This window comes from Paenalcaligenes sp. Me52 (assembly GCF_050487965.1).
Classification (GTDB): Bacteria; Pseudomonadota; Gammaproteobacteria; order Burkholderiales; family Burkholderiaceae_B; genus Paenalcaligenes.
In genome coordinates this window covers 1694730-1720472 of record NZ_JBKQFO010000001.1, presented here as the reverse complement: position 1 = coordinate 1720472, position 25743 = coordinate 1694730, and the positions used below count along the sequence as shown (strand labels likewise).

At 47.6% G+C, this 25743-nt stretch carries 20 protein-coding genes and 2 pseudogenes; 11 read left to right on the top strand and 11 right to left on the bottom strand.

The genetic code is table 11. The features are described 5' to 3' along the window. Positions 1-9 precede the first annotated feature (9 nt). The 3 genes from ACLO87_RS08085 to ACLO87_RS08075 all read right to left on the bottom strand — a co-directional run bounded on the left by ACLO87_RS08085 (position 10) and on the right by ACLO87_RS08075 (position 4631). Entirely contained in the window at positions 10-555 is a 546-nt protein-coding gene (locus ACLO87_RS08085) for a (2Fe-2S)-binding protein (protein WP_430223170.1), read from the bottom strand. Then, positions 552-3473 (bottom strand): xanthine dehydrogenase family protein molybdopterin-binding subunit, encoded by a 2922-nt coding sequence (locus ACLO87_RS08080; protein ID WP_430223330.1) that lies wholly within the window; start codon positions 3471-3473, stop codon positions 552-554. Before ACLO87_RS08080 ends, ACLO87_RS08085 begins: the two co-directional genes overlap by 4 nt. Positions 3474-3548: 75 nt before the next feature. Further along, positions 3549-4631, bottom strand: coding sequence for a porin (locus tag ACLO87_RS08075; RefSeq protein ID WP_430223329.1), 1083 nt, complete (start codon positions 4629-4631; stop codon positions 3549-3551). Between the two features lie 576 nt (positions 4632-5207). On the opposite strand from ACLO87_RS08075, the gene ACLO87_RS08070 reads away from it, so the two are divergent. Continuing rightward, the gene (locus ACLO87_RS08070) at positions 5208-6164 is read left to right on the top strand and encodes a DUF1176 domain-containing protein (RefSeq protein WP_430223328.1); all 957 of its coding nucleotides are present in this window, start codon (positions 5208-5210) and stop codon (positions 6162-6164) included. Between the two features lie 128 nt (positions 6165-6292). On the opposite strand, the gene ACLO87_RS08065 is transcribed toward ACLO87_RS08070, so the two are convergent. Both ACLO87_RS08065 and ACLO87_RS08060 read right to left on the bottom strand, forming a co-directional pair. After that, positions 6293-7042 carry an SDR family oxidoreductase gene (locus ACLO87_RS08065; RefSeq protein ID WP_430223327.1) on the bottom strand — a complete coding sequence of 250 codons (750 nt, stop codon included), beginning with the start codon at positions 7040-7042 and terminating at the stop codon, positions 6293-6295. Between the two features lie 968 nt (positions 7043-8010). Then, a complete protein-coding gene (locus tag ACLO87_RS08060; RefSeq protein WP_430223326.1) occupies positions 8011-8928 on the bottom strand; it encodes a ribbon-helix-helix domain-containing protein in 918 nt (305 codons plus the stop codon). A gap of 571 nt (positions 8929-9499) precedes the next feature. On the opposite strand from ACLO87_RS08060, the gene ACLO87_RS08055 reads away from it, so the two are divergent. The 5 genes from ACLO87_RS08055 (at position 9500) to ACLO87_RS08035 (ending at position 15328) form a co-directional block, all read left to right on the top strand. Further along, entirely contained in the window at positions 9500-10081 is a 582-nt protein-coding gene (locus ACLO87_RS08055; protein ID WP_430223325.1) for an inovirus Gp2 family protein, read from the top strand. 90 nt (positions 10082-10171) lie between these two features. Then, positions 10172-10426 (top strand): helix-turn-helix transcriptional regulator, encoded by a 255-nt coding sequence (locus ACLO87_RS08050; RefSeq protein WP_430223324.1) that lies wholly within the window; start codon positions 10172-10174, stop codon positions 10424-10426. A 261-nt stretch (positions 10427-10687) separates the two neighbouring features. Further along, on the top strand, positions 10688-11305 hold the full coding sequence (locus tag ACLO87_RS08045; protein ID WP_430223323.1) for an HNH endonuclease: 618 nt from the start codon (positions 10688-10690) through the stop codon (positions 11303-11305). A gap of 159 nt (positions 11306-11464) precedes the next feature. After that, positions 11465-13456, top strand: a complete 1992-nt coding sequence (locus ACLO87_RS08040) for an ATP-binding protein (protein ID WP_430223322.1) — start codon at positions 11465-11467, stop codon at positions 13454-13456. A 237-nt stretch (positions 13457-13693) separates the two neighbouring features. Further along, positions 13694-15328 carry a DUF4041 domain-containing protein gene (locus tag ACLO87_RS08035; RefSeq protein WP_430223321.1) on the top strand — a complete coding sequence of 545 codons (1635 nt, stop codon included), beginning with the start codon at positions 13694-13696 and terminating at the stop codon, positions 15326-15328. Between the two features lie 144 nt (positions 15329-15472). Here the strand turns inward: ACLO87_RS08035 and ACLO87_RS08030 are convergent, their stop codons facing one another. After that, entirely contained in the window at positions 15473-16810 is a 1338-nt protein-coding gene (locus ACLO87_RS08030; protein WP_430223320.1) for an SH3 domain-containing protein, read from the bottom strand. A 213-nt stretch (positions 16811-17023) separates the two neighbouring features. On the opposite strand from ACLO87_RS08030, the gene ACLO87_RS08025 reads away from it, so the two are divergent. Continuing rightward, positions 17024-17371, top strand: a complete 348-nt coding sequence (locus tag ACLO87_RS08025) for a helix-turn-helix domain-containing protein (RefSeq protein ID WP_430223319.1) — start codon at positions 17024-17026, stop codon at positions 17369-17371. A gap of 221 nt (positions 17372-17592) precedes the next feature. Here the strand turns inward: ACLO87_RS08025 and ACLO87_RS08020 are convergent, their stop codons facing one another. From ACLO87_RS08020 to ACLO87_RS08000, 5 genes and pseudogenes are all read right to left on the bottom strand, one after another. Further along, the gene (locus tag ACLO87_RS08020; RefSeq protein ID WP_430223318.1) at positions 17593-18492 is read right to left on the bottom strand and encodes a recombination directionality factor; all 900 of its coding nucleotides are present in this window, start codon (positions 18490-18492) and stop codon (positions 17593-17595) included. Between the two features lie 81 nt (positions 18493-18573). Then, positions 18574-19074: a JAB domain-containing protein gene (locus tag ACLO87_RS08015; RefSeq protein WP_430223317.1), complete on the bottom strand. Its 501-nt coding sequence runs from the start codon at positions 19072-19074 to the stop codon at positions 18574-18576. Between the two features lie 89 nt (positions 19075-19163). After that, positions 19164-20168: pseudogene (locus tag ACLO87_RS08010) on the bottom strand (YqaJ viral recombinase family nuclease). Between the two features lie 85 nt (positions 20169-20253). Further along, entirely contained in the window at positions 20254-21213 is a 960-nt protein-coding gene (locus tag ACLO87_RS08005) for a DUF932 domain-containing protein (RefSeq protein ID WP_430223316.1), read from the bottom strand. Positions 21214-21232: 19 nt separating this feature from the next. Beyond that, on the bottom strand, positions 21233-21607 hold the full coding sequence (locus ACLO87_RS08000) for a hypothetical protein (RefSeq protein WP_430223315.1): 375 nt from the start codon (positions 21605-21607) through the stop codon (positions 21233-21235). 287 nt (positions 21608-21894) lie between these two features. Between ACLO87_RS08000 and ACLO87_RS07995 the strand changes: the two are divergent. The 4 genes and pseudogenes from ACLO87_RS07995 (at position 21895) to ACLO87_RS07980 (ending at position 25742) form a co-directional block, all read left to right on the top strand. Beyond that, positions 21895-22364, top strand: a pseudogene (locus ACLO87_RS07995) (recombinase family protein). Positions 22365-22425: 61 nt separating this feature from the next. Then, positions 22426-23628 (top strand): SIR2 family NAD-dependent protein deacylase, encoded by a 1203-nt coding sequence (locus tag ACLO87_RS07990; RefSeq protein ID WP_430223314.1) that lies wholly within the window; start codon positions 22426-22428, stop codon positions 23626-23628. Beyond that, a complete protein-coding gene (locus tag ACLO87_RS07985) occupies positions 23615-25519 on the top strand; it encodes an ATP-binding protein (protein WP_430223313.1) in 1905 nt (634 codons plus the stop codon). Before ACLO87_RS07990 ends, ACLO87_RS07985 begins: the two co-directional genes overlap by 14 nt. Before the next feature lie 4 nt (positions 25520-25523). Next, positions 25524-25742 (top strand): KTSC domain-containing protein, encoded by a 219-nt coding sequence (locus tag ACLO87_RS07980; protein ID WP_430223312.1) that lies wholly within the window; start codon positions 25524-25526, stop codon positions 25740-25742. Position 25743 lies beyond the last annotated feature (1 nt).

The following is a 25743-nucleotide window of genomic DNA, read 5'->3' as shown; positions in this document are numbered from 1 at the left end:
GTTGCCTCCTTAGTCAATCACACAGCCAGGCGTTGCCAGAGCAACTTCCTTCACGGCTTCGTAATAACGTACATAGCCAGTGCAACGACAGATGTGGTCGTTTAAGGCTTCTTCGATGGCACTTTCCAGATTGGCACGTTGCACGGGTTTGCGTTTGAGGCCATCTAAAAACACTGTGGCCCCAGCGACAAAACCGGGCGTACAGTAGCCACACTGGAACGAGAAGTGATCAATAAAGGCTTGCTGTACCGGCGTTAAGGCTTCTACCTTACCCAGCTTGTCGTATTTGGCTTGGCCTTCAATAGTTGTGATGGACTTGTTATTGAAGTAATGCGCGCTAAACACACAGGTGCGGCTCTCTGTTGTGGAACCATCTGGGTGGTTTTCTACGATGGTACAGGCGTGGCAAATGCCTTGGCCGCAGCCAAAGCGTGTGCCGGTAAGGTTTAAGTGCTCATGTAGAAAGTCGATCATGGGCATATCCAGTGGTACATCCACGGGGCCAATAGTCTTGCCGTTGATCGTGAGCGTGAGAGGTTGTTTTTCTAAGCTCATGCCAGGGCTTCCTTGATTTTTTTAGGCGTAATAGGGAATTCGTAAAAACGTTTGTCTACCGCATGCGTAATGGCATTGCTGATTGCTGCTACCACGGGAATCATGCCTAGTTCAGCCATCCCTTTAGGGGGAGAGGTTTCAGACAAGGGTGGTAGGTAATCTGCCGTTTGCTTCCATACGGCTACATCTTTAGCGCGTGGCAACATATAACGGTTGAAGTTCCACGTACCGTTACCGGGGCCATCTTCATAGAGCGGCAATTCTTCCATCAGAGCGTGGCCTATACCCATGGCAGCACCGCCTTGTAGCTGGCCTGAGACCAGTTCTGGAACAATCATCGTGCCAGGGTCCATCAGAGAGTGGTGATTCATCACTTCAACCTGTCCGGTGAAGGTGTTCACATTAAGCTCTACGATGTACGCGGCAGGTGTGTAGGTGGTTGGACCCGCGCTACTGCGTTGGGTAGGAGGGTAGGTGGCGCTATTACGTTTGATGAAGTCGTAGCCAGCCGTTGTCATTCGCTGCTTCAATGAGTCAGGGGCACCGTCACCGTAACGTATAGCCAAAGCATCTATAGGTAGAGTGCGTACCCCGATGCCGGGAATATCGAACTCAGCACTCGCCCATTCCCAACGGCTGAAAGTATGTAGCGCTACGCCTGTGATCAATCCCATTTCGTGCGCTTTTTTAGCAAGCTGCTCGAAAGCAATGGGCTTCATACCTGCACCGCCTAAGCCGTCAGGTCCAATGCGTAGATCAGAGAATTGCACATTGAAACTGGAAAGCGGGCCTCCGCCTGCTCCCTGACTCCAGATGGCTTGTGCAGCAGGCCAAAGGGTGAACTCCAGTAAAAAGCGTGCTGCTTGGCGTGTAGCAAAACCAATGTAATACACACTGGAAGAGGAACTCATGTCTGGAATAATGGACGGTACCCAATACGGGTCGTTTTTAGAGTACTCGTCTTGCAGTTTTTGATCGGCCCATGAGCTGGTCAATGGTAATTCAGGGAATTCAGTGACACCAAAGTCTACGTGATCAGGGGCTTTGCCTAAGGCCTGCCACACCATGACCTGTTGTGCCGTGGTGGCGCCTGTACCAATTTCTTGGGCGCAATGTCGCATGTTTAGTTTGCCGTCGCTGTCGAACTCCAGCACCAATAAACTAGGGTCACCACTGGAACCATAAACCTGCTGAACTTGTGCAAAACCTACGCCATAACGTTTGCCCGGATTAGCGGCATCGTATTCGGCTTTGGCTTTATCTCTATTGGCCCATAATGGGTGTTTGGCAGCTAAATCCAGCATTTCTTCGATGCGAGGGTCACCAGCCTGCACGCCACCTTGTGTATTCTGAGCGCCTTCGCGCAACGCGTTACGACGGCGTAGTTCGATGGGGTCTATACCCAGTTCGTCGGCAAGTTCATCTACCATGACTTCGGTGATGGACATGGATTGCAACGAGCCAAAGCCACGCATAGAGCCAGCTTCTACGGCCTGCGTAGCCATCGCCACGGTTGCCAAGTCAGACTTAGGGAAGTAGTAGACAGACTGCGCACCACGGGCGGCAACGTGAGAAACAGCAACCGATAAGTTTTCCCTGCCGCCGCCGTTACAGTTGTAGAAACCTTTTAGAATTTCAAACTGTCCCGTTTTTCTATCCGCCGTAATGCTGACGTCCATTGCAATAGAATGGCGTTTCATGCCTAGCTGAAACTGTTCGTAGCGGTCATTGGCAATACGAACAGGCATGCCACCACTGTATAAACAGGCGGCAATGGCGTAATAGGGGAATACGGAATAATCCTTGGAGCCATAACCCACGGTAGAGCCAGTCAGCAAGATGATGCGTTCTACCGGAACCTGGGTATTGTCTTTCACCATCGCTGCCGCAGCACTGGCCACACCTGCTGGCGACTGCGTAGCAGTCATAATATGCAGGCTACGGGTCTTTGCATCGTACCAAGCCGTACAGTTATCAGGCTCCATTGCACAGGGGTCAATAGATTGTGAAAAACCATGACGCTCTAGCACGATTTTATCCGGGTTATGACGCGCTTGTTCTATATCTTCGGCAATGATCATCGCCGCATCCATAGCTTGTTCTGGTACCGTAGGATCTAGGCTAGAGGCATGTAAAGAGTCTTCAAAGCCACTGCCGCGTTTGCGTTTGATGACTTCTGGAATGAAAAGCGCATTATCAGGCTTAAAGGGTGGCCAGACAACGTCATTGCCATGGAACCCGCCCTTAAGTGAACCATTCTGGAATGGTGCAAATTTAGGTGGGTCATAGGGGGTTTCTCCGCCTATACGCACAAAGCGGCCAGCACCGTAATTAGCCGGTGGCTTGGGGCCTGTAAACTCGCCGTACTTTACGACGGTAGTATCAAAACGCAGCTTGCGTTTAGCGGCTTGGAAACGGTCGTAGTCTTTATAAAAAAGAATAGCAACTGGATGCCCAAGAAGCGGCGCGGTTTCGCCTACAGGCAGCAGAATATGCTCACCATAAAAACCTTTACCCATACTCTTAGGTGCTTCTAGACCGTGTTCAGCCAAGTCTTTTTGCAGCAGTAGTCTGTCAGGCTGTAAGTCATCGCCTAAGATGGAAATGTCTACGCCTTCAAAGCGGTGTTCGGCATCGCTGGCTTTCAACATGAAGGCATAACCCTGCTGTTGGGGCCAGCCTGGTAGGTCGCTGGAACGGAAGTCAAAAGAAAAGTTCTTTTGACCAGTTACTTTACGTATGGCATCCCAGCGAAATTTGGCCTTACCGTCGCGACCAATCCAGTCGGTAGAGCTAGCGCCAGAGTTAACTTCCAGCGCATGGGCAGTAGGTAAACGACCCAACAGTAGGGTGATACCACCTACTGTACCTAGCTTGATGAAATCCCTACGGGAAAATCCAGTTTGATGTGTACTCATTACAGCCAACTCCTGAGCGTGAGGTGGGGCTAATTTGTTGTTATGTCAGACCCGAAACACATGAAGCAATGAAGGTCAGAAGCTATGATCCAACCCTACAATGGCTTGCTGGCCTCTAACGTTTTGGAAGGCAAAGCCTGTGGCATAGCCTGCTAATGCGTAAAGCGTTGTGCGCTTGGACAGGTTGTAGGAATAGCCGGCGCTAAAAATATTCTGCTGACGCTTGTCTAGATTGTGGGTGTCGTTGAAGGTGCTGCTGGCACGCGAAACACTCCAACCCACCATTGCGCTAGAAGCAGGGGTGATAGGCACTGTGGCGTTGATCGTAAAGCTGGTAGTTTTGAAATCTTTGGTGTAGCCAGAGTTCCAAAACTTGAACGAGGAAGAGGGCGCATAAGAGCCAAACCCTGATTGTCGGCCATTAATATCTTGGCCCACCGCTACACCAAGTTGCAGTGCACTGAAATCGTAACCACCGATCAGCACCCATGAGTGTACTTTTTTAGCCCAGTCTTTTGATTGCAAGCGGTCGTAGCCCAAGGATAGACTCAATGGGCCATTGGAGTAGCCTACGGCAGAGGTGATGAGTTTAGTATTCTCACTACTATTCCAACTTTGTTGGCCTTTAGTATTAAAAGAATAACCAATAGAAAAATCTAAGCCATTGAATGTAGGCGATTTATAAACCATCGTGTTGTCAGCTTTATTAGAACCAGCAGCACTAAAAGTATTGGTAATATCAGACAGATTTTCCTCATCGTCTGGGCCGGCAATATAACTGGCGTAGTCTTGAATGGCATTGCCTACACGACCGAAACTAATGCTACCCCAATTATCACTGCTTAGACCTAGTGTGGTAGTTTTAAATAACCGATCACTAGACGAGGTTCCGGTGAGCACATTAAAGCCGCTTTCCAGTTTAAAGATGGCTCGTAAGCCATCACCTAGGTCTTCGCTGCCTTTCAGGCCCCAGGAACTACTGGACCATACGCCGTTAAACAGGCCGGTTTGCGAGGCTTTGACACCATCGTCTCTATTTTTGAAAGATTGGAAACCGATACCAGTGTCTATAGTGCCGTATAGGGTTACGGAGGTTTCTGCATGTGCAATAGAAGTAGCGCCCATGAGCATGCTCACGGCAAATAGTGTTTTCTTCACGAGACTGTCCCCTTGTGCTTGTGCTGAGTGTTATTTGTGGTTGTTTACTAAGTGCTGCGATGTAAGCATGGTCCTTAGTGTCTAATGGTGCTTGCTTATTTCTATGCCTCATTTGACGGTGTATGCAGTGACTGGTGCTGTCCTTAATGCTCTGGTGCATACGGCAATAAGATGCTCATGGAAAACGCGAATAAGACATAAAAACTTTGTTTTACGTAATTCAGGCGGTACAGCAATCAGAAACATCTTTTGAGATAAATGAGGAATTGTATGAGTCTGCCATTAGTGAAATATTTTAGGATTTATTTTTACATATTTTAAGTATTGTGTTGATATTTGGCGACGAGCAGGTAAACCATTAATATGTATATTTTCAGATATTTAGTATGTGGAGTTATGCGGGTTATCGGTAAACCGCATAACATATGGTTAGATAACCGAAGTTAAAAATAACGGCAGGAGCTAGAGCAGAATATGGGTCAACAAAAAAAATCGTACGCTGCATTTTTCGCAGCCCCAGCAGTCTTGATAGCACTGTCCCTTTGTACTGGAAGTGCAGTCGCAGAGAGCGCAGCAGTGAGCTTCTCTCATAAAGACTGGGATTTGACCTGTGATAACACGCTAACCTGCAGGGCGGCAGGTTATGCAGAATACGATGCCGAGGATGGTGCAACGGTGTTACTGACGCGACAGGCGGGTAGGGGAGCGCCAGTTACAAATAGAGTCATGCTGGCGCATTTCTACGATGAGCCTTGGCAGGCAAACCCACCAGTTGAGCTCATCATTGCCGGTCGCGCAGTGGGCACCTTAAGCGTGGCCGAAGACGAATCATGGCAAATGAGTGATGCTCAGTTGGCATTGTTTCTTGACGCACTGAAAAAAGATAAGCCTATTACTTTTCGTGAGCAGGGCAGTGATTATGTGCTGTCAGGGGCAGGCTCAAGTGCCGTGCTGCTCAAGATGGATGATGCTCAAGGGCGTGTGAATACAGCCAGCGCTATTCTTCGCAAAGGAAAAGCAAATGAGGCATCCGTTAAGTCGCCCATTGCAGCCCCCGTTATTGTTCGTGCGCCAGTGGTAGATCAACGCTTGCGCCCTATGACTGCGCAAGAAGAAGCACTCATAAAGCCAGAGCTATTGCGAATATTAGCGGCGGACTCAGATAACTCTTGCAGTGATGACAGATTAGATGAGCCGTGGACTATCGCACAGCTTAATCAGCACTCATCAGTAGTGAGTGCACCGTGCTGGATGGCAGCCTACAACGGAGGGGAAGCTTACTTTGTTATCAGTAACGATATGCAGTCAGCACCGGAGTGGGTGAGTGACAGCGGAAACTACTACGAAAATGGCGTAATTTCTTCAGGTATGAAAGGGCGTGGCGTAGGAGATTGCTGGAGTTATCAGGAATGGGTCTGGGACGGCAAAGAGTTTATGGAAAGCTCACGAGGCGACACGGGGCGCTGTAGAGCCATCCGAGTAGGCGGTGCATGGGATATTCCTGAAGTTGTTAGCCAGGTTGTAGAGCCGTAATGGGACAAGAAAACAGACCATCGTGGGTGGCCTGTTTTTCTATGCTGAATACTAAGGTTAGGGCTTAAATAAGCATGGACTTGAGGTGTGAAAGACGGGAGGGGCTGCGAGGGCTATGTTCTCTATTGTCATTTCACCGCGGCATTGCCACCATCAGCAAAAAGAGCTGAGCCTGTCACGAAACTAGACATAGGGCTAGCAAGAAACAGTGCGGCAGATGCAATTTCTTCAGGCAATGCAATGCGCTTCATTGCGTGTAATCCAGCAGCCCACTCCTTAGTCTCCTGGTCTCCCGCTATGTCGGTATCAGTTCCGCCCGGTAGCAGAGCATTGGCACGTATGCCTTGGCTGGCATATTCCGCAGTGATGCCCTTTACCAGACCCATTAGTGCTGCTTTAGAAGCACCATAGGCCGTCATGTTGGGTAGACCTACGCTAGTGCCTACGAAACTCGAGGTGAAAACAATAGACCCGCCACCACGTTGAAGCATGGCAGGTATCTGACTACGAGCACCAAGAAAAGCGGCGGTGAGATTAGTGTCCAGCGTCTCTTGCCATTCCTCTAGCGTTAATTCAGTCAAAGGTTTAACGGCACCTACAATACCTGCGTTGTTGATTGCAATATCTAGTCCGCCAAACTTACTGAGAGCGGTTTCGATTAGCTGATCGTGCGTGTGGGTACAAGAAATATCTCCCGCCACAACTTCGGCGCGGCCGCCACTATCGTGGATTGAATGGGCCACCTCGTTGAGCAAGGTTTTGCGTCTTGCGGTGAGAACTACCGCGGCCCCGTGTGCAGCAAACATTATTGCTATAGCGCGGCCTATCCCCGAGGATGCTCCTGTAATAATGGCAACCTTTCCATCAAGCAAAGCCATATGTGACATCTCCTTTGTTTTCTATCGAGAACTCACATCGTATGTGCGCTAGCTAAGCTAGGAACTCTGTTTCTTGCTGCAAAGTCTGTCTCAGAGCATTGAAGAGTATCTCGAAACAAAGTATCTGCCATTACACCTGTTGAGGGAAAGAAGAGGCCGCTTGCATCTTTAGAGTTACTAAATAATCTACAGATTAGGATTTGATATAAAGCAGAACGGCTATTTCAATGAGATAGAAAAAAAGAATGCATGTAAGGGATAGGCATGAGGCGTAGAATGCGGTCCTTTTACCTGAGTGCTCACCCTCCAGTCGTATACTGAAAACGATGATGCCAACAATAAAAAAGCAAAGATAATAGGGTGGCACTACATTGATAGAGGTTGAAACGACAGATGATACGGCTATTTGTGGTGCAGCAAAAAATAGCCGCACAACCAGAGCCAGCCCTGCGACTAGGTACACACTCAAGAAAGGGCGGTGTATTTTGATGGTGGGGGAGCGTTTCCCCAGCCAAGAAAGGCCTAGTCCTATGATAAAAGTAATCACAATAAATGCTACAGCAAATATCACACCGACTAAAAAGAGCGGGGGGGCTGCTGTCATCAATACGCCTTTAACATCAGATGTGCGACTAAGTACACAAAAAATACCCACCAAAATTATAGTGGTGGGTATTCGTTGAGCTTATTGACCTTTAGTCGGTATTACTCGATATTCTGCGCCTGAATAATCATTCAAAATAAATAATTATTAAAAATCAATAGATTATGGTTTGTTTTTTGAGGTTTATATAATTGTACTCACCAATATACTCACCGTTTGGTTTCAAGGCATGATTGTGGGTTGATGAGCGACTGTGTGTGCATACATTAAAAATTACAGCTTTGTTAAGCTCCGGTCCATTCTTCATGTTTTTGGTTGTGCCTTGCCTCTGGGGTGTTCTGCAGCAAAGTCGGAAATTCTTAGTCTAAAACACGTCGCGCTCGTGCGCGTTCTCGATTAGCAATTCAATTAGCTCAGTTTTGGTCATTCGTCTCCTCTTCGCGAGAGAGTCTAGTTTTTTTCTAGCATCATCAGATAAGGATAGGTTGGTTTGCTTTTTGTCCTTACGCTTAGCTGCGATCTGTTGAGCTTTGAATTTTTTCTTAATTTCTTCTAAATGAAAACGCTTTTCGTCCAGGCTAAAGCTGGTGTCGTCGAGAAACTCTAAAACGTCTGTTGGTTTGGAAAAAGCTTCGGCATAGCTGGCTTCTCTTCTGTGGTTGTCTTGATACCATTGCCATGCAATCCGGCATTTTTGTTTTTCTTCGCCACCAATGGAGTACCAGTTGAAATACCTATCTTCGACTTGGTGCTGCACCCATGCGGCTTGCCAATCTTTCAGAGCCTCTTGTTTTGTGGATATTGTTGTATCGGACAAGCCTACTATTGCCATCACGCTTTCTCTGGTAGAGAGGTCTGGCTGTGGTTGTGGGGAGAGACCGATAGTGTCTTGTTTTCTGGGGACTATTCCATCACAAAAGTCTAGTAATGTAATCAGTCGTTCTCTGGTGGTGAGGTGTGATGGTAATTGTGGGGGCTGGGGGATAGTGTCGAGATGTTGTTTCAGAAGCCAGGCGGGCTGACGTCCGGATTTGTCGATCCAACGGAGGTCATGCTCTGGGATGAAAGCGCTCTTCTGAGCTCTTTCGATCCTTCTAATAAGGTCTTCGTTATCAGCAAGGTAATCGGCCATTTCCTCTCGGATATCTAGTGTATTGAAATCATCCTCATGAAAACCAGCACCATACTTATTTAGCTGAAGCCACAGCCATACGAGGGAACGATCATCCAAGATCCAGCTAGAAAAAAAACTCTGTAGACGATCATCAGTGTGAAGAGCCATGTTTTAGATTCTCTGGTTTGTGATAGCAACAGACATACACTTAATGTACAAAAATATAGTAGAGAACTATATATTAACTATTCAGTAGCTTCAATGTAACTATGTATATTCTATGTCAAAACTATACTAGAACTATATGGCTTGTATTTGCTTATTTATAATGAGATAGCAAGCTTTCAGAGGATTAACCTTCTCTATCAGAGTAACCTCTAGGATTTTGATCGGCTAGTGTTGACTGACGTGATTTATCTAAAGCAAGTTGCTGCTGATAGTTGGGGTGGGGGCAGAAAGCTAGCTGTCAGTCGATAACTTAAGAGTTAATTCTGCTACTCAAAACGTACAGGTATTCATTATTGGCTTGTTAGGGTATGTGATTTTCGTGTACTGCTACTTGTAATTGTTGTTGGTTTAGTAATAGAAGGAACGAAGACCTGCGCTGACAAGAGTCACAGAGCCTAGTCATGCTACTGAGAAGCGCTCATGGCATAAGGGTGATGCCTATGTCACCGATGAAAGTAAAAAATAAACAGTACTGATCTTCCTATGTGATTAATAAACATAGGAGAAGGTCATGCCACAAAGTCGCTATAACGCTGGGTACCAATCCATCATCAGGAACACTATCTCAAAAGCATTGGAGGCTCATTCAAGGTCTATGGTTTTCCGTTGTGATTTGCGCTTTCCAGATATTGAAACCTACGCTGAGTATGACTCCAGAGTCATCACTCGATTCTTCTCTTCATTGAAAGCGAAGATCAGGTCAGATCTAGAAAGAAAAACAAGAGCCTGGGGGCGAGAATATCCATGCGCAGTGAACTATGTCTGGGTGCGTGAGTATGGGGATGAGCGTGGAAGAAAGCACTACCACGTGCTGATATTTGTGAACAAGGATGTGTATCACGCGTTAGGCGAATACAAGGAAGGTGCTCACTGCCTAGCAACGATGGTGAGGGGGGCTTGGTGTAGTGCTACTGGACTGCATCATTCAGACTTTGAGTCACTTGTTCACTTTGGCCAGAGGTTTTATGTAGACCGTAATAGTCCTGAACTGAACCACCAGATTCAGGCCATAGAGAGGCGTGCCGGTTACTTAACAAAGCATGCTACCAAGCGTTATGGAGATGGTGAGCGTTCGATAGGTAGTAGTCTGTAATTTATTACGCAGTGGATTCATGTTGTAGAAGAAGTGCCGGTTCATTTGGCTGGCATTGCCTTCTGCCTTTTATCAAGACAGGAGAACAACATGAATACCACGGCCACACAAAATATAGACCACGCTGTACAGATGGCTTATGAGCACACTTCGCTACTGAAAGATCAGTTTGTGAATATGGATTTTATTACTCAGTACACGGGTTTAACAGACAAGTGGTTCTACAAGCAGATACAGGAAGGGGAGTTTCCACGACCAGTTAAGTTCGGGCGCAGTTCACGTTGGTTAAAAAGTGAAGTAGAAAGGTGGGTTCAGGTGCGCATCGATAAGGCGCGTGCAAGGTGAGAGGAATGTATGGGCTAGGAGCTCTAGCTAGCAAGGAGCACTTGGGTTATCGATAAAAGATTACTATGTATCTGATACGGTACACAAATCAGGAGAGAAAGCTCAAACCAACAGACAACTCTCGTCCTCTGAGCGTATTGTGCAATCTAGGGGTTTAAGGATTTGATGAGGCCCTTCACGCGGTGCCGTATATGTCATAGGTTGGATATCGTTTTTATTGGCTTACCATTCACAACTTTCAGTTTAATTGGAGATCTTCACATGCCTCATTGGATGCTCAACTGTCAGTATAGAGGGGCTTTGCGAAAGCAATTCTTGCAATGGTCAGTACCAACAGGAATTTGTGGGGATTTGGTTGATGGAGATAAGTGTCATGTGGCTATTCGTATCCTAGACTATCACTATGCTAGTGTGTTTAAACTGACTAGCGGCAGGGAGTTTCGTCTGCCAAGCGGGGTTGCTGATGAAATCTCAAAACGAGCATACAAGAACCCAAATGCCGCTATTGAATTTGCATTATCGGTTGTTCCGCTTTTGGAAACACTTGAAAGCGCTCTCCTCGTCAAAACTCGAGAGGCAATGGCAATGTCCAGTGAGGAGCGGAAAAGAGAACTTAGGAATAGTCATGCATTGCCACAGCGTGTAGAAGTCAGAACTACGGCCTTTATCCGAAATCCGATCGTTGTTGCAGAGGTATTGATACGGGCAAATGGAAAATGCGAACTATGCCAATGCAATGCGCCTTTTTTTCGAGCCTCAGATGGCACCCCGTACTTAGAAGTACATCATGTGAAACGTTTAGCTGATGGCGGATATGACACTGTCAAAAATGCAGTCGCACTTTGTCCTAACTGTCATCGAAAAGCGCACTTTGGGTAAGTAACTAACAGCTCACAAAGTACGACGGAGTTTGATGATTGCCATACAGCATCAACTAGCAGCTCAGAGTCTATTCCATTGTGAGTTTAAAGGCGTCTACTCAAAGTTTGCGATACTATCAGTGGCTTATAGTTGCTGTTTCTGTGAAGGGATCAGATCATGGCTAGACCCAAAAAACAAGACACATTAACAGGCTCATTCTTCGAAGAAGACTATTTGATTCGAACGCTGGGGCCTATCGCGAATGATCCCACGGTCGCGCTGACAGAACTGGTTGCTAACGCATGGGATGCCGGTGCGTCTTTGGTTGATATAACTGTGCCCAGTGTAAGAGGTACAGTCCTTACTGTTCAAGACGATGGACATGGTATGAGCGATGATCAGTTTAGGGGGCGCTGGATGCGGTTGGGCTACGATCGAATCAAACACCAAGGAGCACACGTAGAGTTTCCTCCAGAACGATCTGACTGGCGCCGTAAAGCTTATGGCCGTAATGGCATAGGCAGGCACGGTCTACTGTGCTTTGCCGACCACTACGAAGTCAAAACTTGGCGCAATGGGCAGGGTTCAGGTTTCAAAATTGGTACGCAGAGCAGTGAGACACCCTTTAAAATCATAATGCAAACATCGTTTCCGCAGTCTGGTCATGGCACGCGGCTATCGGTTGTTGTGGAGAGACATCTACCTGACGAAGCGCACATTCGTGAGATTCTATCTGCCAGATTTCTCCACGATCCGCAGTTTATCGTAAGGGTAAATGGTCAATCGGTGTCACTGGCAGACCAATCAGGACTGATCGAGCGGACTACGTTAAATATTCCGGGCTGTCCTGCGGCTGAGGCCTTTTTGGTCGATTCGTCACAAGCAGCTAAATCGACGATTTATCAAGGTGTCTCATTTTGGGTGAATGGTCGGTTGGTAGGCTGGCCAAGTTGGCTGATTGGTTCTGAGAGTGTTATTGACGGCCGTGCTAGGTTTGCTAAGCGCTATTCCATCGTTATCAAAGCTGACGATAACTGGGCTAACGAGATCGAGCCAGATTGGACTCGCTTCAAGCATGGCCCAAGAGTCGATGCAATGTTCACGGCGGTACAACAATATGTGAAGCAGGTCTTTAGTAAACTGTCCTCTGATTGGGTGGAGGAGAGTTCAGAGGAGGCTCTAGTACGAAACCGAGAGGGGTTTAAGGGGCTCTCACCACTAGGGCGTATTGATGTCGCCAGTTTCGTGCGTGAATTAGTTACCGCCAATCCGACGGTACATCCGGATACTTTGTCTGCGGCCATCCAAGCATTGATCAATTTGGAGAAGTCGAGAGGAGGGGCAGGTTTGCTCGAGAAGCTGGTCAAACTCGATGATTCAGACATCGAGGGGCTTGATCGATTGCTTAGTCAATGGACAGTCCGGGATGCCCTGTCGGTACTAGACGAAATTGATAACCGGCTAGCGGTTATCACAGCCATCGAGAAGCTTTGCGGAGATCCGTCAACTGATGAGCTGCATACATTGCATCCACTGGTTACTCAGGCCCGTTGGCTGTTTGGTCCTGAGTTCGATAGCAGTGAGTACGCTTCCAACGTAAGTCTGAGAACGGCCACAGCAAAGATCTTCAGTAAGCGTGTCGCGCATACTGCTTTCGCTAACGCTAGACAACGGCCCGATATAGTGTCGCTAGCTGATGCGACATGCTCAGTAGTGGGCACAGAGGCGTTTGACTTAGCAAACTCCAGTTTGATGCGTATTCAGGACGTTTTGATCATAGAACTCAAAAAAGGTAAATCGATCATAGGGCGTGAGGAAATGAACCAGGCCGACGGTTACATACAAGATTTTCTCGGCAGTGGGGCACTGGATGGCACCCCCGTATTCAGAGCCTTTGTTGTTGGTTACGAGATAGCCCCAAAGACTGCTAGGGAGAAAGAGATTAGGGAGGATGGTGTTCTTCGTGGAAGGGTGATTGCAACCACCTATGGGCAACTCACAAGAACAGCACATCAGCGCTTATTCCGCCTCAAAGAGCGAATTCCAGCGCGATATGAGGATGTATCAGGAGCTGATTTGTCCGCTAGGGTTATGCAAACTGCGACCCAAGCCCCACTGTTACTGGTCGACACGAAATTAAATGCGGCAATTGAAATGCCTCGCAGTTAATCATTACCAAAGAACAAAACGGCAAATACATACATCGTGGACGAGTACGCCTTTCGCCAGTAAACTGCAGATGCTATTGTTTTTCCTTGAAAAATCCCCTTTTGCAAGCCTAATCGGTTCAGTAATTATTCGCTTATGGTTTGATAAAAAAATCATCTTTAGACTATATAGCCCTCACGAATTAAGGGCTAAAGCCATCTATATATTAATAACGTATCGAATAGGAGCTTGAGTGCTGTGGAGTTTTGGTTATTTTTGGCGGTTGTTTACATCGTCTTTCTGCTTCTTAAGCAATCCAAAAGAAAAAAAGAACTTCTAGCTATACAGGCTCAGGTAATGCTTGGTCGAGATGAGTTAAGTGATCGTAACTCAAAGATCGATGAGCTAAATCTACAGTTAGTCAATATGAGCGAGCAACTTAAGCGGCTTGAAAGGTTCTCACAGGTGGCCGATGCCAGCGAAGAAGCAAAACGTCTTTTGCAGGAGGCAAATGAAACTTGTGATCGTATGAAGGAGCAGATTCAAAAAGACTGTGATGAACTGATTGCGCAGGGGCAAGCTGAGCGAGATGAAGTGCAGCGCCAAGTACGAGATCGCAGAGCTCGTATTGAGCAGCTGATCAAGGACTCTAATGAGCAAGCAGCCCAAATTATCGCAGCAGCCAAAGATAGTGCTGAGCGTATTGGTGGGGATGCCTATAGGGCGCTCAAAGAAGCTGACTCTTTGCAAGCGACTGCTACGGCAATGAGCAATATTATTAGAGGCTATGGTGATAAGTACCTGAAGCCTACGTTTGGTTTGTTGGATGAGCTAGCAGAGCTGTATTCGTTTGATGATGCTGGAAAGCAACTCAAACTGGCGCGTGAGCGTACTCTTATGTTGACCGAGGACTTAAAGGCAGCAAGTTGTGACTATGTAGAAGCGCATCGACGTTCGACAGCAATTCATTTTGTTGTGGATGCTTTCAATGGCAAGGTGGATAGTATCCTTACACGAGCTAAACAAGATAACTACGGCATCTTAGAGCAACAAATTAAAGATGCGTTTGCCGTGGTAAATCATCACGGTTCCGCTTTCCGCAATGCTCGCATTACAGATGAGTACTTAAACTCGCGGATGCAGGAGTTGCGTTGGGCTGTGGCTGTGCATGCGGTGCGTGAGCGAGAACGCGAAGAGCAGCGCGAGATACGTGAGCGTATCAGGGAAGAAGAGCGCGCACGCAGAGAAATTGATAAAGCGCTAAAGGATGCAGCAAAAGAAGAAGAAAGCATCGAAAAGGCAATGGCTAAGATGCGTCAGCAGATTGACAAGGCGGGTGCTGAACAAAAGGCGAAGTACGAGGCGCAACTCGCAGAGTTGCAAGCGCGCTTAGCAGAGGCTGAAGCGAAGAGCCAACGAGCATTATCTATGGCGCAGCAAACACGTGCTGGCCATGTTTATATCATTTCAAATGAAGGTTCGTTTGGCGAGAATGTTTTTAAAGTTGGTATGACTCGTAGGCTTGAGCCATCTGATCGTGTGCGTGAGTTAAGTGATGCTAGTGTACCTTTCCCCTTTGATATTCATGCAATGATTTGGTCTGAGGATGCACCGGCTTTAGAGCGTGAGTTACATACGGAGTTTGTGAAAGCACAAGTTAATAAAGTTAATCCGCGTAAGGAGTTTTTCCGTGTGGGAATTAAAAATTTACGCGAGGCAATTGAAACACGAGGTATTGAAACCTCTTGGACTATGAGGGCTGTTGCTGCTGAGTTTCGAGAATCGTTGGCGATAGAGGAGCGAATGAAATCCAGCCCTCTATTGGAGGATGATTGGGTCCGACAGCAAGCTAAATACGAAATTCAGAAAGAGACAGAGCTGGTAGAGGACTAAAGTTGTTGGTGATTTAGGGCTAATGTAGAGAGTTAATTGCGTGCGGATGGTTTTTGTTCTACGTCCTGACTCATGGACAAGGTTTTGAGAGCGATGTTTATGAGTCAGGTCAACTTTAGGCGTAATGCGCATTAAGCCACTATCTCAATCCAGCAGTCGAATACGCGAAACATGTACGTATCCTGTTTGCTTTCCTTTTGTTTGAACCTTCCACCAGCGCCCCTCTTGCTCATAGGTGTAAAACTGTTCTCCTTCAACAATCCGTGAAACTACATGGCTCTTCGCATTTGCTTGACTGCGAATGTTGGTATATCCGTCAGGATCATTGATAACCGCTATACGGTTAAATGCTATGTCAGCCTCTTCATTTTGATCTGTGCTTGCTGTTTCGGTGAGAGGTGTACCAGGTAGCAAAAAGTTAAGCACATTTTGAAACCTGTAAGTAGGATTGTCTTGGCAGTAGCCAAGAACCAGTGACACTATACGTAAACTATCGTTGTGCAAGCTAGATATGAGAGCTTGCTGTCGATCTGATTCAAAATTCAATCGAGTAATGGCATCTTCGAATGTTTTTAATAAGCCTGTCTTAGAGTCATTGTTTCTTGAAGCTATATACGCCTGTTCACTCACGTCACGACATACCACGTCTGATTCTGGATTGTCATATAGGCTCTTGAACTTCAGGTTTTCCTCCTGTTCAAATTGGAGTTGTTCTTGCTCTTGCTGGTAACGGGCTTGTTCTTGTAGTTCTATTTCTCGTTTCGCATTATGTTCAGCCGTTGCTTGGGCACTAGCCTCGGCTCTAGCTGTGTCAATTGTTTTATGGGCAGAAGTAAACATGACCTCTAGGGCTGGTTGCATAGGGTCCAGAGCACATTGCTGAGAAATGATTGCCTCCAAGTGTGCATCACCATACGCTGGCTCTCTTTGAACTAAGGCAACTCCAGCAAGCTGACTCGATATAGTTGAGTCAAGTGCAAGTGCAATTAATGAATTATAGGTAATAGTGCCTTTGTTATAGGCGTTACAGAGAGCATAAAAAGGGGTTGTAGTCGTCAGCTGATATGTTTCATTAAGTGCGTTCGTAGCAGCCTCAAGAACACCTAAGTTAGGTGTTTCTATGCAGGTATCTATGATTTTTTGCGAATACAACTCTTTGTATCGTTGAAGTCCACCAATTCCACGAGAGGTAGCATGATCCATAAAGGCTGTGTTGGGGTAACGCGGAATCTCCCCTCGTAACCGTACTTGATAAAACCGCTCGATAGTACTGTCATCCGTATAAGTTTTGTCTAGTTGACGTAGCGATAGCTCTATCATTTCGTTAACGGCACGGTAATCACGGCTACCTGCAGCTTGATTAATTTGGGAGCATTGGAATGCAGATTCAGCTTTAACTGGAGCTACTTTCTCATCACTACTTTGTGAGCCACCAAAAAACAGCAGTAACGAAGCTGCTGCAGTGGAAAGTTCATTAATCATATTAAATTCTCTTTATTAAAAAACTCAAAACAAAGGCATCCTTGTTTTGAGGCTGGTTAGGTGTGCGTAATGCCTTTACTGTTTCCGTACTTTACTCTTTTATAAATAATTGATGAGGTAAGTTTACCAACTCAAAAGGTTGTTTACCAACTTATTAAGCACTTCATCTCAAAAAGATGATACCTGACCATATGGGTTGATATGGGAGATGGTATGGTTGAAACAGAGATGAAGCTCTTGAGTAGTTTAGTGGGTAGAGCAATAGCAAAACGACGCATGGCTAGCGAGCTAACGCAAGAGCAAGTGGCAGAACGCCTAGGAGTTGGTGTTGAGGCTGTGTCTCGGTTGGAGCGTGGTGTGGCTTTGCCTACCGTAATACGTTTGGGAGAGTTGGCTGATATTTTTCAGTGCAAAATAGAAGACCTAGTGACTGAAGCCAGTCCAAGAGTATCGGATCAAGCTAAACACATTGAGCAATTGTTGTTTTCGCTGGAAAGTGATGACCGATTGATGGTGTTAGAACTGGTTGAGAAGTTAGCTTATCGGTTAAGTAAAAAGTAAAAGCGCACCTAAGCTCTATTTTGGTTCTCATCACAATCCAGCAAACTCGTGCTGAGTCTTTGATTGACTACATGAGAGGAGAGCGCTTCCATCGCTCACGCAAACACTCATTCTCCAACTTCAGTCGCTGATACTTTACGTAGTGTTTATAGCTAGCTCGTAGCATCACAATAAAGCCTATTACTGCCAATAATAAAAACATCTTAATCTCCTAACAGTGATTACGCACACGCAACGTCGGTTTCTACCTCACCAGTCAATTGCGTAAGTTTGTCAGTAAGTGATGGCTTGCTCTGCATGCTGTCAGCATAGGGGTTTTGATCTGAGTAAAACTCTTCTACCACCTCTGTTGCTTCATCTACGCTGTCTTCAAAGGCTCCGTTAGCAAAGCCAGTACGCGCAATGGCATCCAGTGCTTGTTGATCAAATCCCATGGCCTTACGCTGTGCGTGTGTTTGTTGTGCTTGGGTCAACGCTTCTTCTAGCGTCATGACTTCGCGTATGGTGAGGTCTACGTAGTAAATAGGTGTGCCGCGTGATTGAGCGGTACTTTTGCCTCGTAGCCGTAACTCCAGTGGCAAGCAAGCGAGCAGATCACCTGATACGGCTTGGAAGTAATGCAATCTCGCCTCTAAGGTGCGAATGCTGTTGTAGCCGGTTGTTCTAAAGATAAACGAACCCAGTTCATCGTCGTCAGTGAGTTTGACGTTTAAGCGTCCATAAGGCTTACATGCACCGCCTTTCGCTAGCTCACAGTTATCGCTACCAGGGCAAGGCAGGCTTTGTATGCCACTGGTGGTAAGCCGTCGGCACGTATCCCCATTGCCAACACATACCGGACGCCCCGAACTGCGATCAAACAATGAGTACTCTGCACGTAGATTCAAATCGGGATCATTAAAAAGTAATGTGACAGGAATAGAGCGCAACTTACCGTTAGGGCTTTGTTTACGTAACGTTTCATCTAGGGGGTGAGCAATCCAGCCATCTTTCGTATGAATCTGGCTGGTAATCGTGAATTGGTCATCTTTCTCGGGTAGACGTTTACCGTTACGTTCAACAACACGGCCAATAGAGATACGACCAAGCACGGGAGGAGTGATGGCTAAACCTTTAATCATGATGAACTCCAAATAAAAAGAGCCCACTGCATGTACAGAGGGCTCTAGAAAAGGGTGATAACAACAGTACTAAGTAATGCGCTATATCTGGCCACGTTCAGCTAAAGACGTGCAGCCTTCAGTCCCTACAACGATATGGTCCACCACTTGCACAGCAACGAGATCTAGTGTGTTTTTTAAGGTGCGGGTGAGGTCAACATCCACTTGGCTAGGTTCAGGATTACCGGAAGGATGGTTGTGTACCAAAATAGCAGCGGCAGCATTGTGTTTGAGGGCCAGCTTCACGACTTCGCGCGGATGCACTACAGCCGAACTGATCGTGCCACGAAAGAGTTCATGCAGACCAATGACACGGTAGGTATTATCGAGAAGCAAGATGCTAAACACCTCATGCTCATAATGCGCATACAGGGTTTGTAAGTGAGCTTTGACGTCGCTGGGATTAGCAAGGCTTCGGCCTTTAGCAAAACGCTTACGTGCGAGTTGTCTCGCCATAGTGAGAATATCGTGTTCGGTCACAAGAGCGCTTTCCATGACGTAAGTGCCTGGCTCAGGGCCCGCTTTAAGTTTGTGGTAACGCATGGGGATTCCTTGATAATGCAAAATGCCGCTCCTAATGAGCGGCATCTATGCGGGTGAGAGTAATAGGAGGGCTAAGGTAGTAGAGACGACTACGCACTGATCACGAAACGTCTACTACCAGGGCAAGTCAGGCTGAACTGATTGAGTAGTTCAGGTTGCTCACTGAGTAAGCGTTTGCTATCGAGCACAATGCTGTCTTTGCTACGTTTCCAAGTCACTGAGCCCGTTTCAAAGATAGCTTTACTGGCATCCCCCATAGACTGCTGAATTTTTTGTTTGTATTGCTCCTCTAAGGCTTTGTATTTATCAGCATGGAACCGTGCCTCTTGCAGATCCGTAAACAGTGCGGACATTTGACTGTCTTGGCTAAAGTCCACGTGTTGGCCGCTATCTACAGGGTACAAGTACTGCAATGCAGTAGCGGCAGAGTGTGGGCCGTCTGTAGGTGGTGGCGTATCCGTTGTAACGTATTGCCAGAAGCGTTCTTGTAAAGCGATGAGCTTCGTGATGAGTTCCTCATCACGTGTTATGCGGTATACCTGCAATTGTTGACCGCATAACAGCACCGCAACATCGGCGGCTTGTTTCCCGGTGACAGCTAACTGGTGCTGGACTTGTAGCTGTATATATTCTGGTACACCCTCTTTCCATAAGCGAGCCCCGAACTCCCCCGCTGTTTTGCACTCTAGGATTTGTACATCACTGGTTCCAACGACCTCGCGGTCTATATTGGCGAGCATCCACGGTTTTTCTGGGTGTTGTAGTACGGCATTGATCTTGCGTGCTTTACGGCCTGTTTGTTTGGTGTAGGCCATCGCCACAATGGGTTCCAGTAGCGTTCCCCAATACACTGGAGCTGTTGTGTCATCAGGATCAGGTTTTGGTAAGCCTGCATCGCGCCCTGTCTTTTCCATCCAGAGCTCTAATTGGCTTTTGTAAGGGCTTAAACCTACCGCTGCGGCTGCATCGGAGCTGCCAATGCCATGCTTACGTACAGTTAACTATTCATCACGTGTAAGGGTGTTGGTTTTGACTAGGCGTAAAGCAGGACGTAGTGTGGGTGGTGAAGTATAGGTTTGTGCGAGATTTGTCATGGTTTTTGACCCCATAAATAGCATAAGGCCCAGCGCAATGAAGTCGCTGGGCCTTATGCTGTAATCGTAGAAAAGGAAGATGGTGTTAGGTGAGCATGAGTAGGGTTTGCTCTAAGGCGCTTTGTTTAAGTGTGGCTCCTTGTCCGAACCAGGCTGAGTCTAAGCGGTAGTCACTGTTACGGGCTCGGCGTTCATGATCCACAAACTCTGTGACCGAGTTAAGTAACCCCAGTGCCGTACCTTTGGCTGATCCCAACTCTGCACCACGGCCATGACCGTTATAGATGCTAAACGTCTTACGCATGGCATGTTCATTGGTTGTTTGTGTGGCAGGCTGCTTGCTACCCGAAAATAGCTGCCTGAAGAATTGCTCGGCTTCAGCGTGTTTCACTTTACGTTCACTCAACTGCTTCATGCGATACATAAAGCTATCCCAACTAGAGACAGAGATGCCTAATTTCTGCTTTACCGCTTGAGCATCAAAGGCTGTACTGTGCGGGACTTTAACGGCTCCTTTGTTATCATCTAGTGCGACCGCTAGCGTGTTATTGCAGACTACACGAATTGCTGTAAATTGTGCGGTGGTCGCCAATGTGCCATCACAGGCTGTGGCTAACAGTACATAGGCATTGGTGACGTCGTTGCCTTGCAAAGTGGCTGAGTGACCCGTACGAGCCAAAGCCCATACCTTACGGCCACCTTTTAATACACCAGCTGTTTCCAACTGAAAACCCGACACTTCGGTGAGATCCCTATAAAACTCCAAAATCTCGCGAGGCTGTACGACTTGATAGCGCTGGCTCACGACAGATAACGGTGCATTCGTATCTGAGCGGTACAAGGCCTTATTCTGCGGAAAGGTAATGAGACGGCTTTGGGTATCATCCACCGAGTCCATGAACTGTACCGGCGCTTCTTTTATGTCCCAGTCCATACCGGCTTGCTGTTGCCAGACCTCAATAGGCTGATTGGCTGATAATTGATTGCCCAAGCCATGCCAAGGAGTTTGGCCTACATAGGCCATCTGTTCAACGTGATGTGACATTGTGACTCTCCTGTAGGTGTTAGGTGGCTTGAAATGAGTGGTGACAACGTAAACACTGGTGGTTGTTTAAGATGGTGTTATCAATCACTTGCCCAAAAGCAGCACCAGTAGCGCAGCCTATTGCCCCACCGATGAGGGCTCCGAGTACGGCTGCTGAGATACGAGTAAGAGGTTGTGTAGATGGGGTAAAGCGAAAAGCCAGTGCAGCACCACTGCTGGCTCCCTGGGCTGCACCAGATAAGCTACTTACTACTCCCATGCCAGCACCTAGCGTACCGCCGAGTTTTTGTGCATGGTTTTTAGTGTGAATAGAAGAAGAACCGCAGGCTGGGCAATGGATAGGCTTGTTGGTGTGACGAGCAGGCTGCTCATCATTAGTGAACGATTCAGACATAGAGAATCCTTGATGTAGGTAAATGGCATACATGAGCAAGCTGTTGCTCGCTCTCATCAAGGTGATATATGTCTGAAAATTTCTTGAATACAGTGTGTTGTCCGTTGTTTTAAACGGTGTAGTGCAGGGAATAAATTGCTATGGCGTACTCAAAAATGAAAGAGGGTTTCTCTAGCGTTCAGAAAACGGTGGTTTTCTGGGCATTTCAAGAATGACATCCGAGACTATCCGAACCCCAATTGTCGAGTTAACATTCTCGTCAATTTTTCAATGTCTCGGTTGTGTCAATGAAACAGCGAATCGGCTACGCACGGGTCTCCACGGAGGACCAGCATCTGGACTTGCAGCGCGATGCGCTTCAACAGGCCGGGTGCCAGGTGATCTATGAAGAGGCGGCAAGCGGTAAAACGTTGCTCGGCTAGAGCTGGAGCAGTGCCGCAAAGCGCTGCGGATTGGCGACACGCTGGTGGTGTGGCGGTTGGACCGGCTCGGGCGCAGCCTACCTGATCTCGTGCAGATTATTGCCGAGTTGGAGCGCGGCCTGATCCGAGAGTGCACTCATGCAGGGCTTGCCGCAGCTCGCGCGAGAGGCCGTTCTGGCGGCCGTAAACCCAAGCTGGGAGAGAAGCAGGTTCGGGAGATTAGAGCACTCCTGCGTGACCCGGACATTCAGGTGGCCGATGTTGCCCGTCGCTACGGAGTTTCACGAACAACTCTCTACAAACATGTAGGGGTTGTTTTTCCTTGTCATGCGTAGTTTAATCCAAGAAAAAATATAGAATCAGAAATAGCGCTGCTTTTGATCACAAGGACAATAGATGCAAAAACATGATCCGGTTCGGCAAGTCAGTTTTATACAGCAGGCTTTGTCCCAAAATCGTAAGCCTATCGGTTTCTTTATCGGCGCGGGCTGCCCTCTCTCAGTACGGGTCAATCAACGCGAGGAGGGAGGGAATACGGTTTCCGATCCGCTCATATGGGACGTTGCCGGGCTGACACGGATCATTGCGGAGCGATTGACAAGTCCGGATAAAACATCCCCGTCCACATGGGACAAGATCGTAAAGATTGTTGTCGATGACGGTGGAAATGGAGCAAATATCGAATTGATCTTAAGTCGAATTCGAGTGTTTGCGAGCGTTGCAGGTAACGGCGACGTTCGAGGATTGTCCGCAGCGGAACTTGTGAAGCTCGACGAAGAAGTCTGCAAAGTTATATCGACGGAAGTGACGAGGTCCCTCCCGTCAAAAGACAGTCCATATCATAATTTGGCCATATGGAGTCGTGCGATCCGTCGTGAGCGACCCGTGCACGTATTTACGACCAATTACGATCTTCTGATGGAGCAGGCATTAGAAGAAAGCTCGGCTCCATATTTCGACGGATTTATAGGGGCCCGGAAGGCGTTCTTTGATCTAGGTGCTGTTGAAGATGAAGATCTATTGCCGCCGCGCTGGACGCGACTTTGGAAAATCCATGGATCGTTAAACTGGCGCTTGGAGAACGGTACATCCGTAGTGCGAAGCGATCAAAAAACTGAAGAACAAAGCTATCTTATTTATCCATCGCATCTCAAGTACGATCAGAGCCGCAAGATGCCTTATCTTGCGATGCTCGATCGACTAAAAGCATTTCTACTTTCACCATCGGCGTTGTTATTCATTTGCGGATATTCCTTTGCCGATGAGCATATAAACGACGTTATTTGCCGGAGCCTTGATACCAACCCAACTGCACACGTATTTGCCTGCGTGCATGGCGACCTCGAGGATGAGCGATATGCACTTGCGCGCCAGTGCGCATCGGCAACCCCTAACTTAAGCCTGTTAGGGTTTGACAAGGCAATCATAGGACGAAATTTAGGGAATTGGGTTAGCGACGATATCGACGCACTTCCCTTGCCTCCGGGTGTTTTGGTGAAAAGCGGGGACGAAATTAAGCTGCGGCTTGGTGATTTCGCCGCTCTCGGGGAGCTTCTGCGGGGATTGGCCGGTACCGGAGTAGCCGATGATGAAGCCTGAACTAGCGAGCAGGGCGACGGTAATCGGAACGGTTCAGGATGTCAGCGGTACCTCAGTGAGTGTCACGCTAATCTCCGACCGATTTTCTGGATTGAGTTTCGTCCACGGGCAGGGCCATAAAATTGGCCAGATAGGTAGCTTCGTCAAGATACCGGTCGGCTATGTCGATTTATATGGGATTGTCTCGCAGGTTGGTGCCAGTGCCGTCCCGGAAAAGGCACTCCAGACGATGCCGAATGGACTTCGCTGGATAACAATTCAGCTTATCGGAGAGGGCTATCGATCAGGAAAATTCCAACGCGGGATATCTCAATACCCAACCTTTGAAGACGAAGTTCATCTCGTCTCCGAGGCAGATCTGCAAGCCATTTATGGTAGGTCAGACAAGCAAAATCACCTGGTCCGCGTCGGGTATGTCGCTGGAAGCGAGTCGATTGATGCTTTAGTTGATGTGAACAAACTGGTCACACGGCATTCTGCGGTAGTCGGAACAACTGGTTCTGGTAAGTCGACGACGGTAGCAGGTCTGCTCAATGTCCTTTCTGATCAATCTCGCTTTCCATCTGCACGAATTATTGTCCTTGACTTACATGGTGAGTACGGGAAGGCATTGGGCGATCGAGCAAACATTTTTAAGATCAATCCAGATAGTCGCAGAGACAATGAGCATCGGCTGTCTATCCCGTTCTGGGCTTTGAACTTTGACGAGTTAATGCGCGTAACGTTCGGGGTTCTTCCTGCCGATGGCAAAGCGCGTAATATCATTCTTGAGCGCGTGCTTGCGGCCAAAATCCAATCGTTAACGGCGCAACCAATCGACGGCGTAGACCCGAGCAGTATCACAGCGGACAGTCCCGTTCCGTTCTCTCTAAACAAGCTTTGGTATGAACTTTACTGCCATGAGTTCGGTACATATCTCAGTGCCGGTGGTGCGAATCCTTCCGATCAGACAACTTGGGCTTATGAGCTTGATGGTGCAGGAAAGAAAATTGTCGGGGATGCCCAATTAGGCATTCCTCCACGATTCCGAAAAGTAAAAAATGTTGCCGCCGACCCGGAGAAAATCAATTACCTCCCGGACCCATTGAACATCCGCGGTGCTCTTGAGGCTTTGGGTGCAAAATTGCGTGTCGCTCGATACGATTTTCTACTGAAGCCCGATGGCTGGCATCCTGAGCTCAATGGAAAAACAGAGCGAGGTCTTGCGGATCTGGTACGGCAATGGCTGGGAACTGAGCGTCCGGTCACAATATTAGACTTGTCTGGTATTCCGTCACCGGTCACCAATGATATCATCGGCAACATTTTGCGAGTTCTTTATGATTGCCTTTTTTGGTCAAGGAATCTTTCCGAGGGCGGGCGAGAAAGACCGTTGCTGATTGTGATGGAAGAGGCCCACAGCTACTTAGGTGATAGCGGGAATAGCGCCGCATCGATTGCGACCCAGCGTATCGTAAAGGAAGGCCGGAAATACGGTATTGGAGCGATGATCGTAAGCCAACGCCCGGCAGAAATTAATGCAACGATCTTATCGCAATGCGGTACTTTTTTTGCCATGCGCTTGAGCAATGGGACCGATCGTTCCCACGTCACAAGTGCTCTCTCAGACAACTTGGAAGGGCTGACAAGCATGCTGCCGGTTTTGCGTACCGGTGAAGCAATCATACTTGGCGAAGCTGTTGGTTTGCCGATGCGAACGATGATCCAAGCCCCACCGAAGGATCGACGACCAGATAGTCAAGATCCTCTCATCTGCGATGAAGCATTGCCTGAAGAGTCGATGTCCCCGGGCGGGTGGAACCTAAGAAATCATATCGAACCCGACTATCGATATTTTGTTGAGACCTGGCTTCAGCAGAATCCCGTCATACGTACACCTGAGAAAGGATAATTTTATGGCTTGGCACGAGTTTCCTCCCTTCACGTCCTCCAACGTAGCCGCAATTCGCTATGAGTCGGAGCAAAGCCTACTGGAAGTCGAGTTTCTCAATGGCGGCCGCTATCAATATTATGATGTTCCTGAACAAGTTGCCCAAGAGTTTGAGCAAGCCGAGTCGAAGGGAGTATTTCTCGCACAGCGAATTAAAGGGTATTTTCGCTACAGCAGAGTTTAAA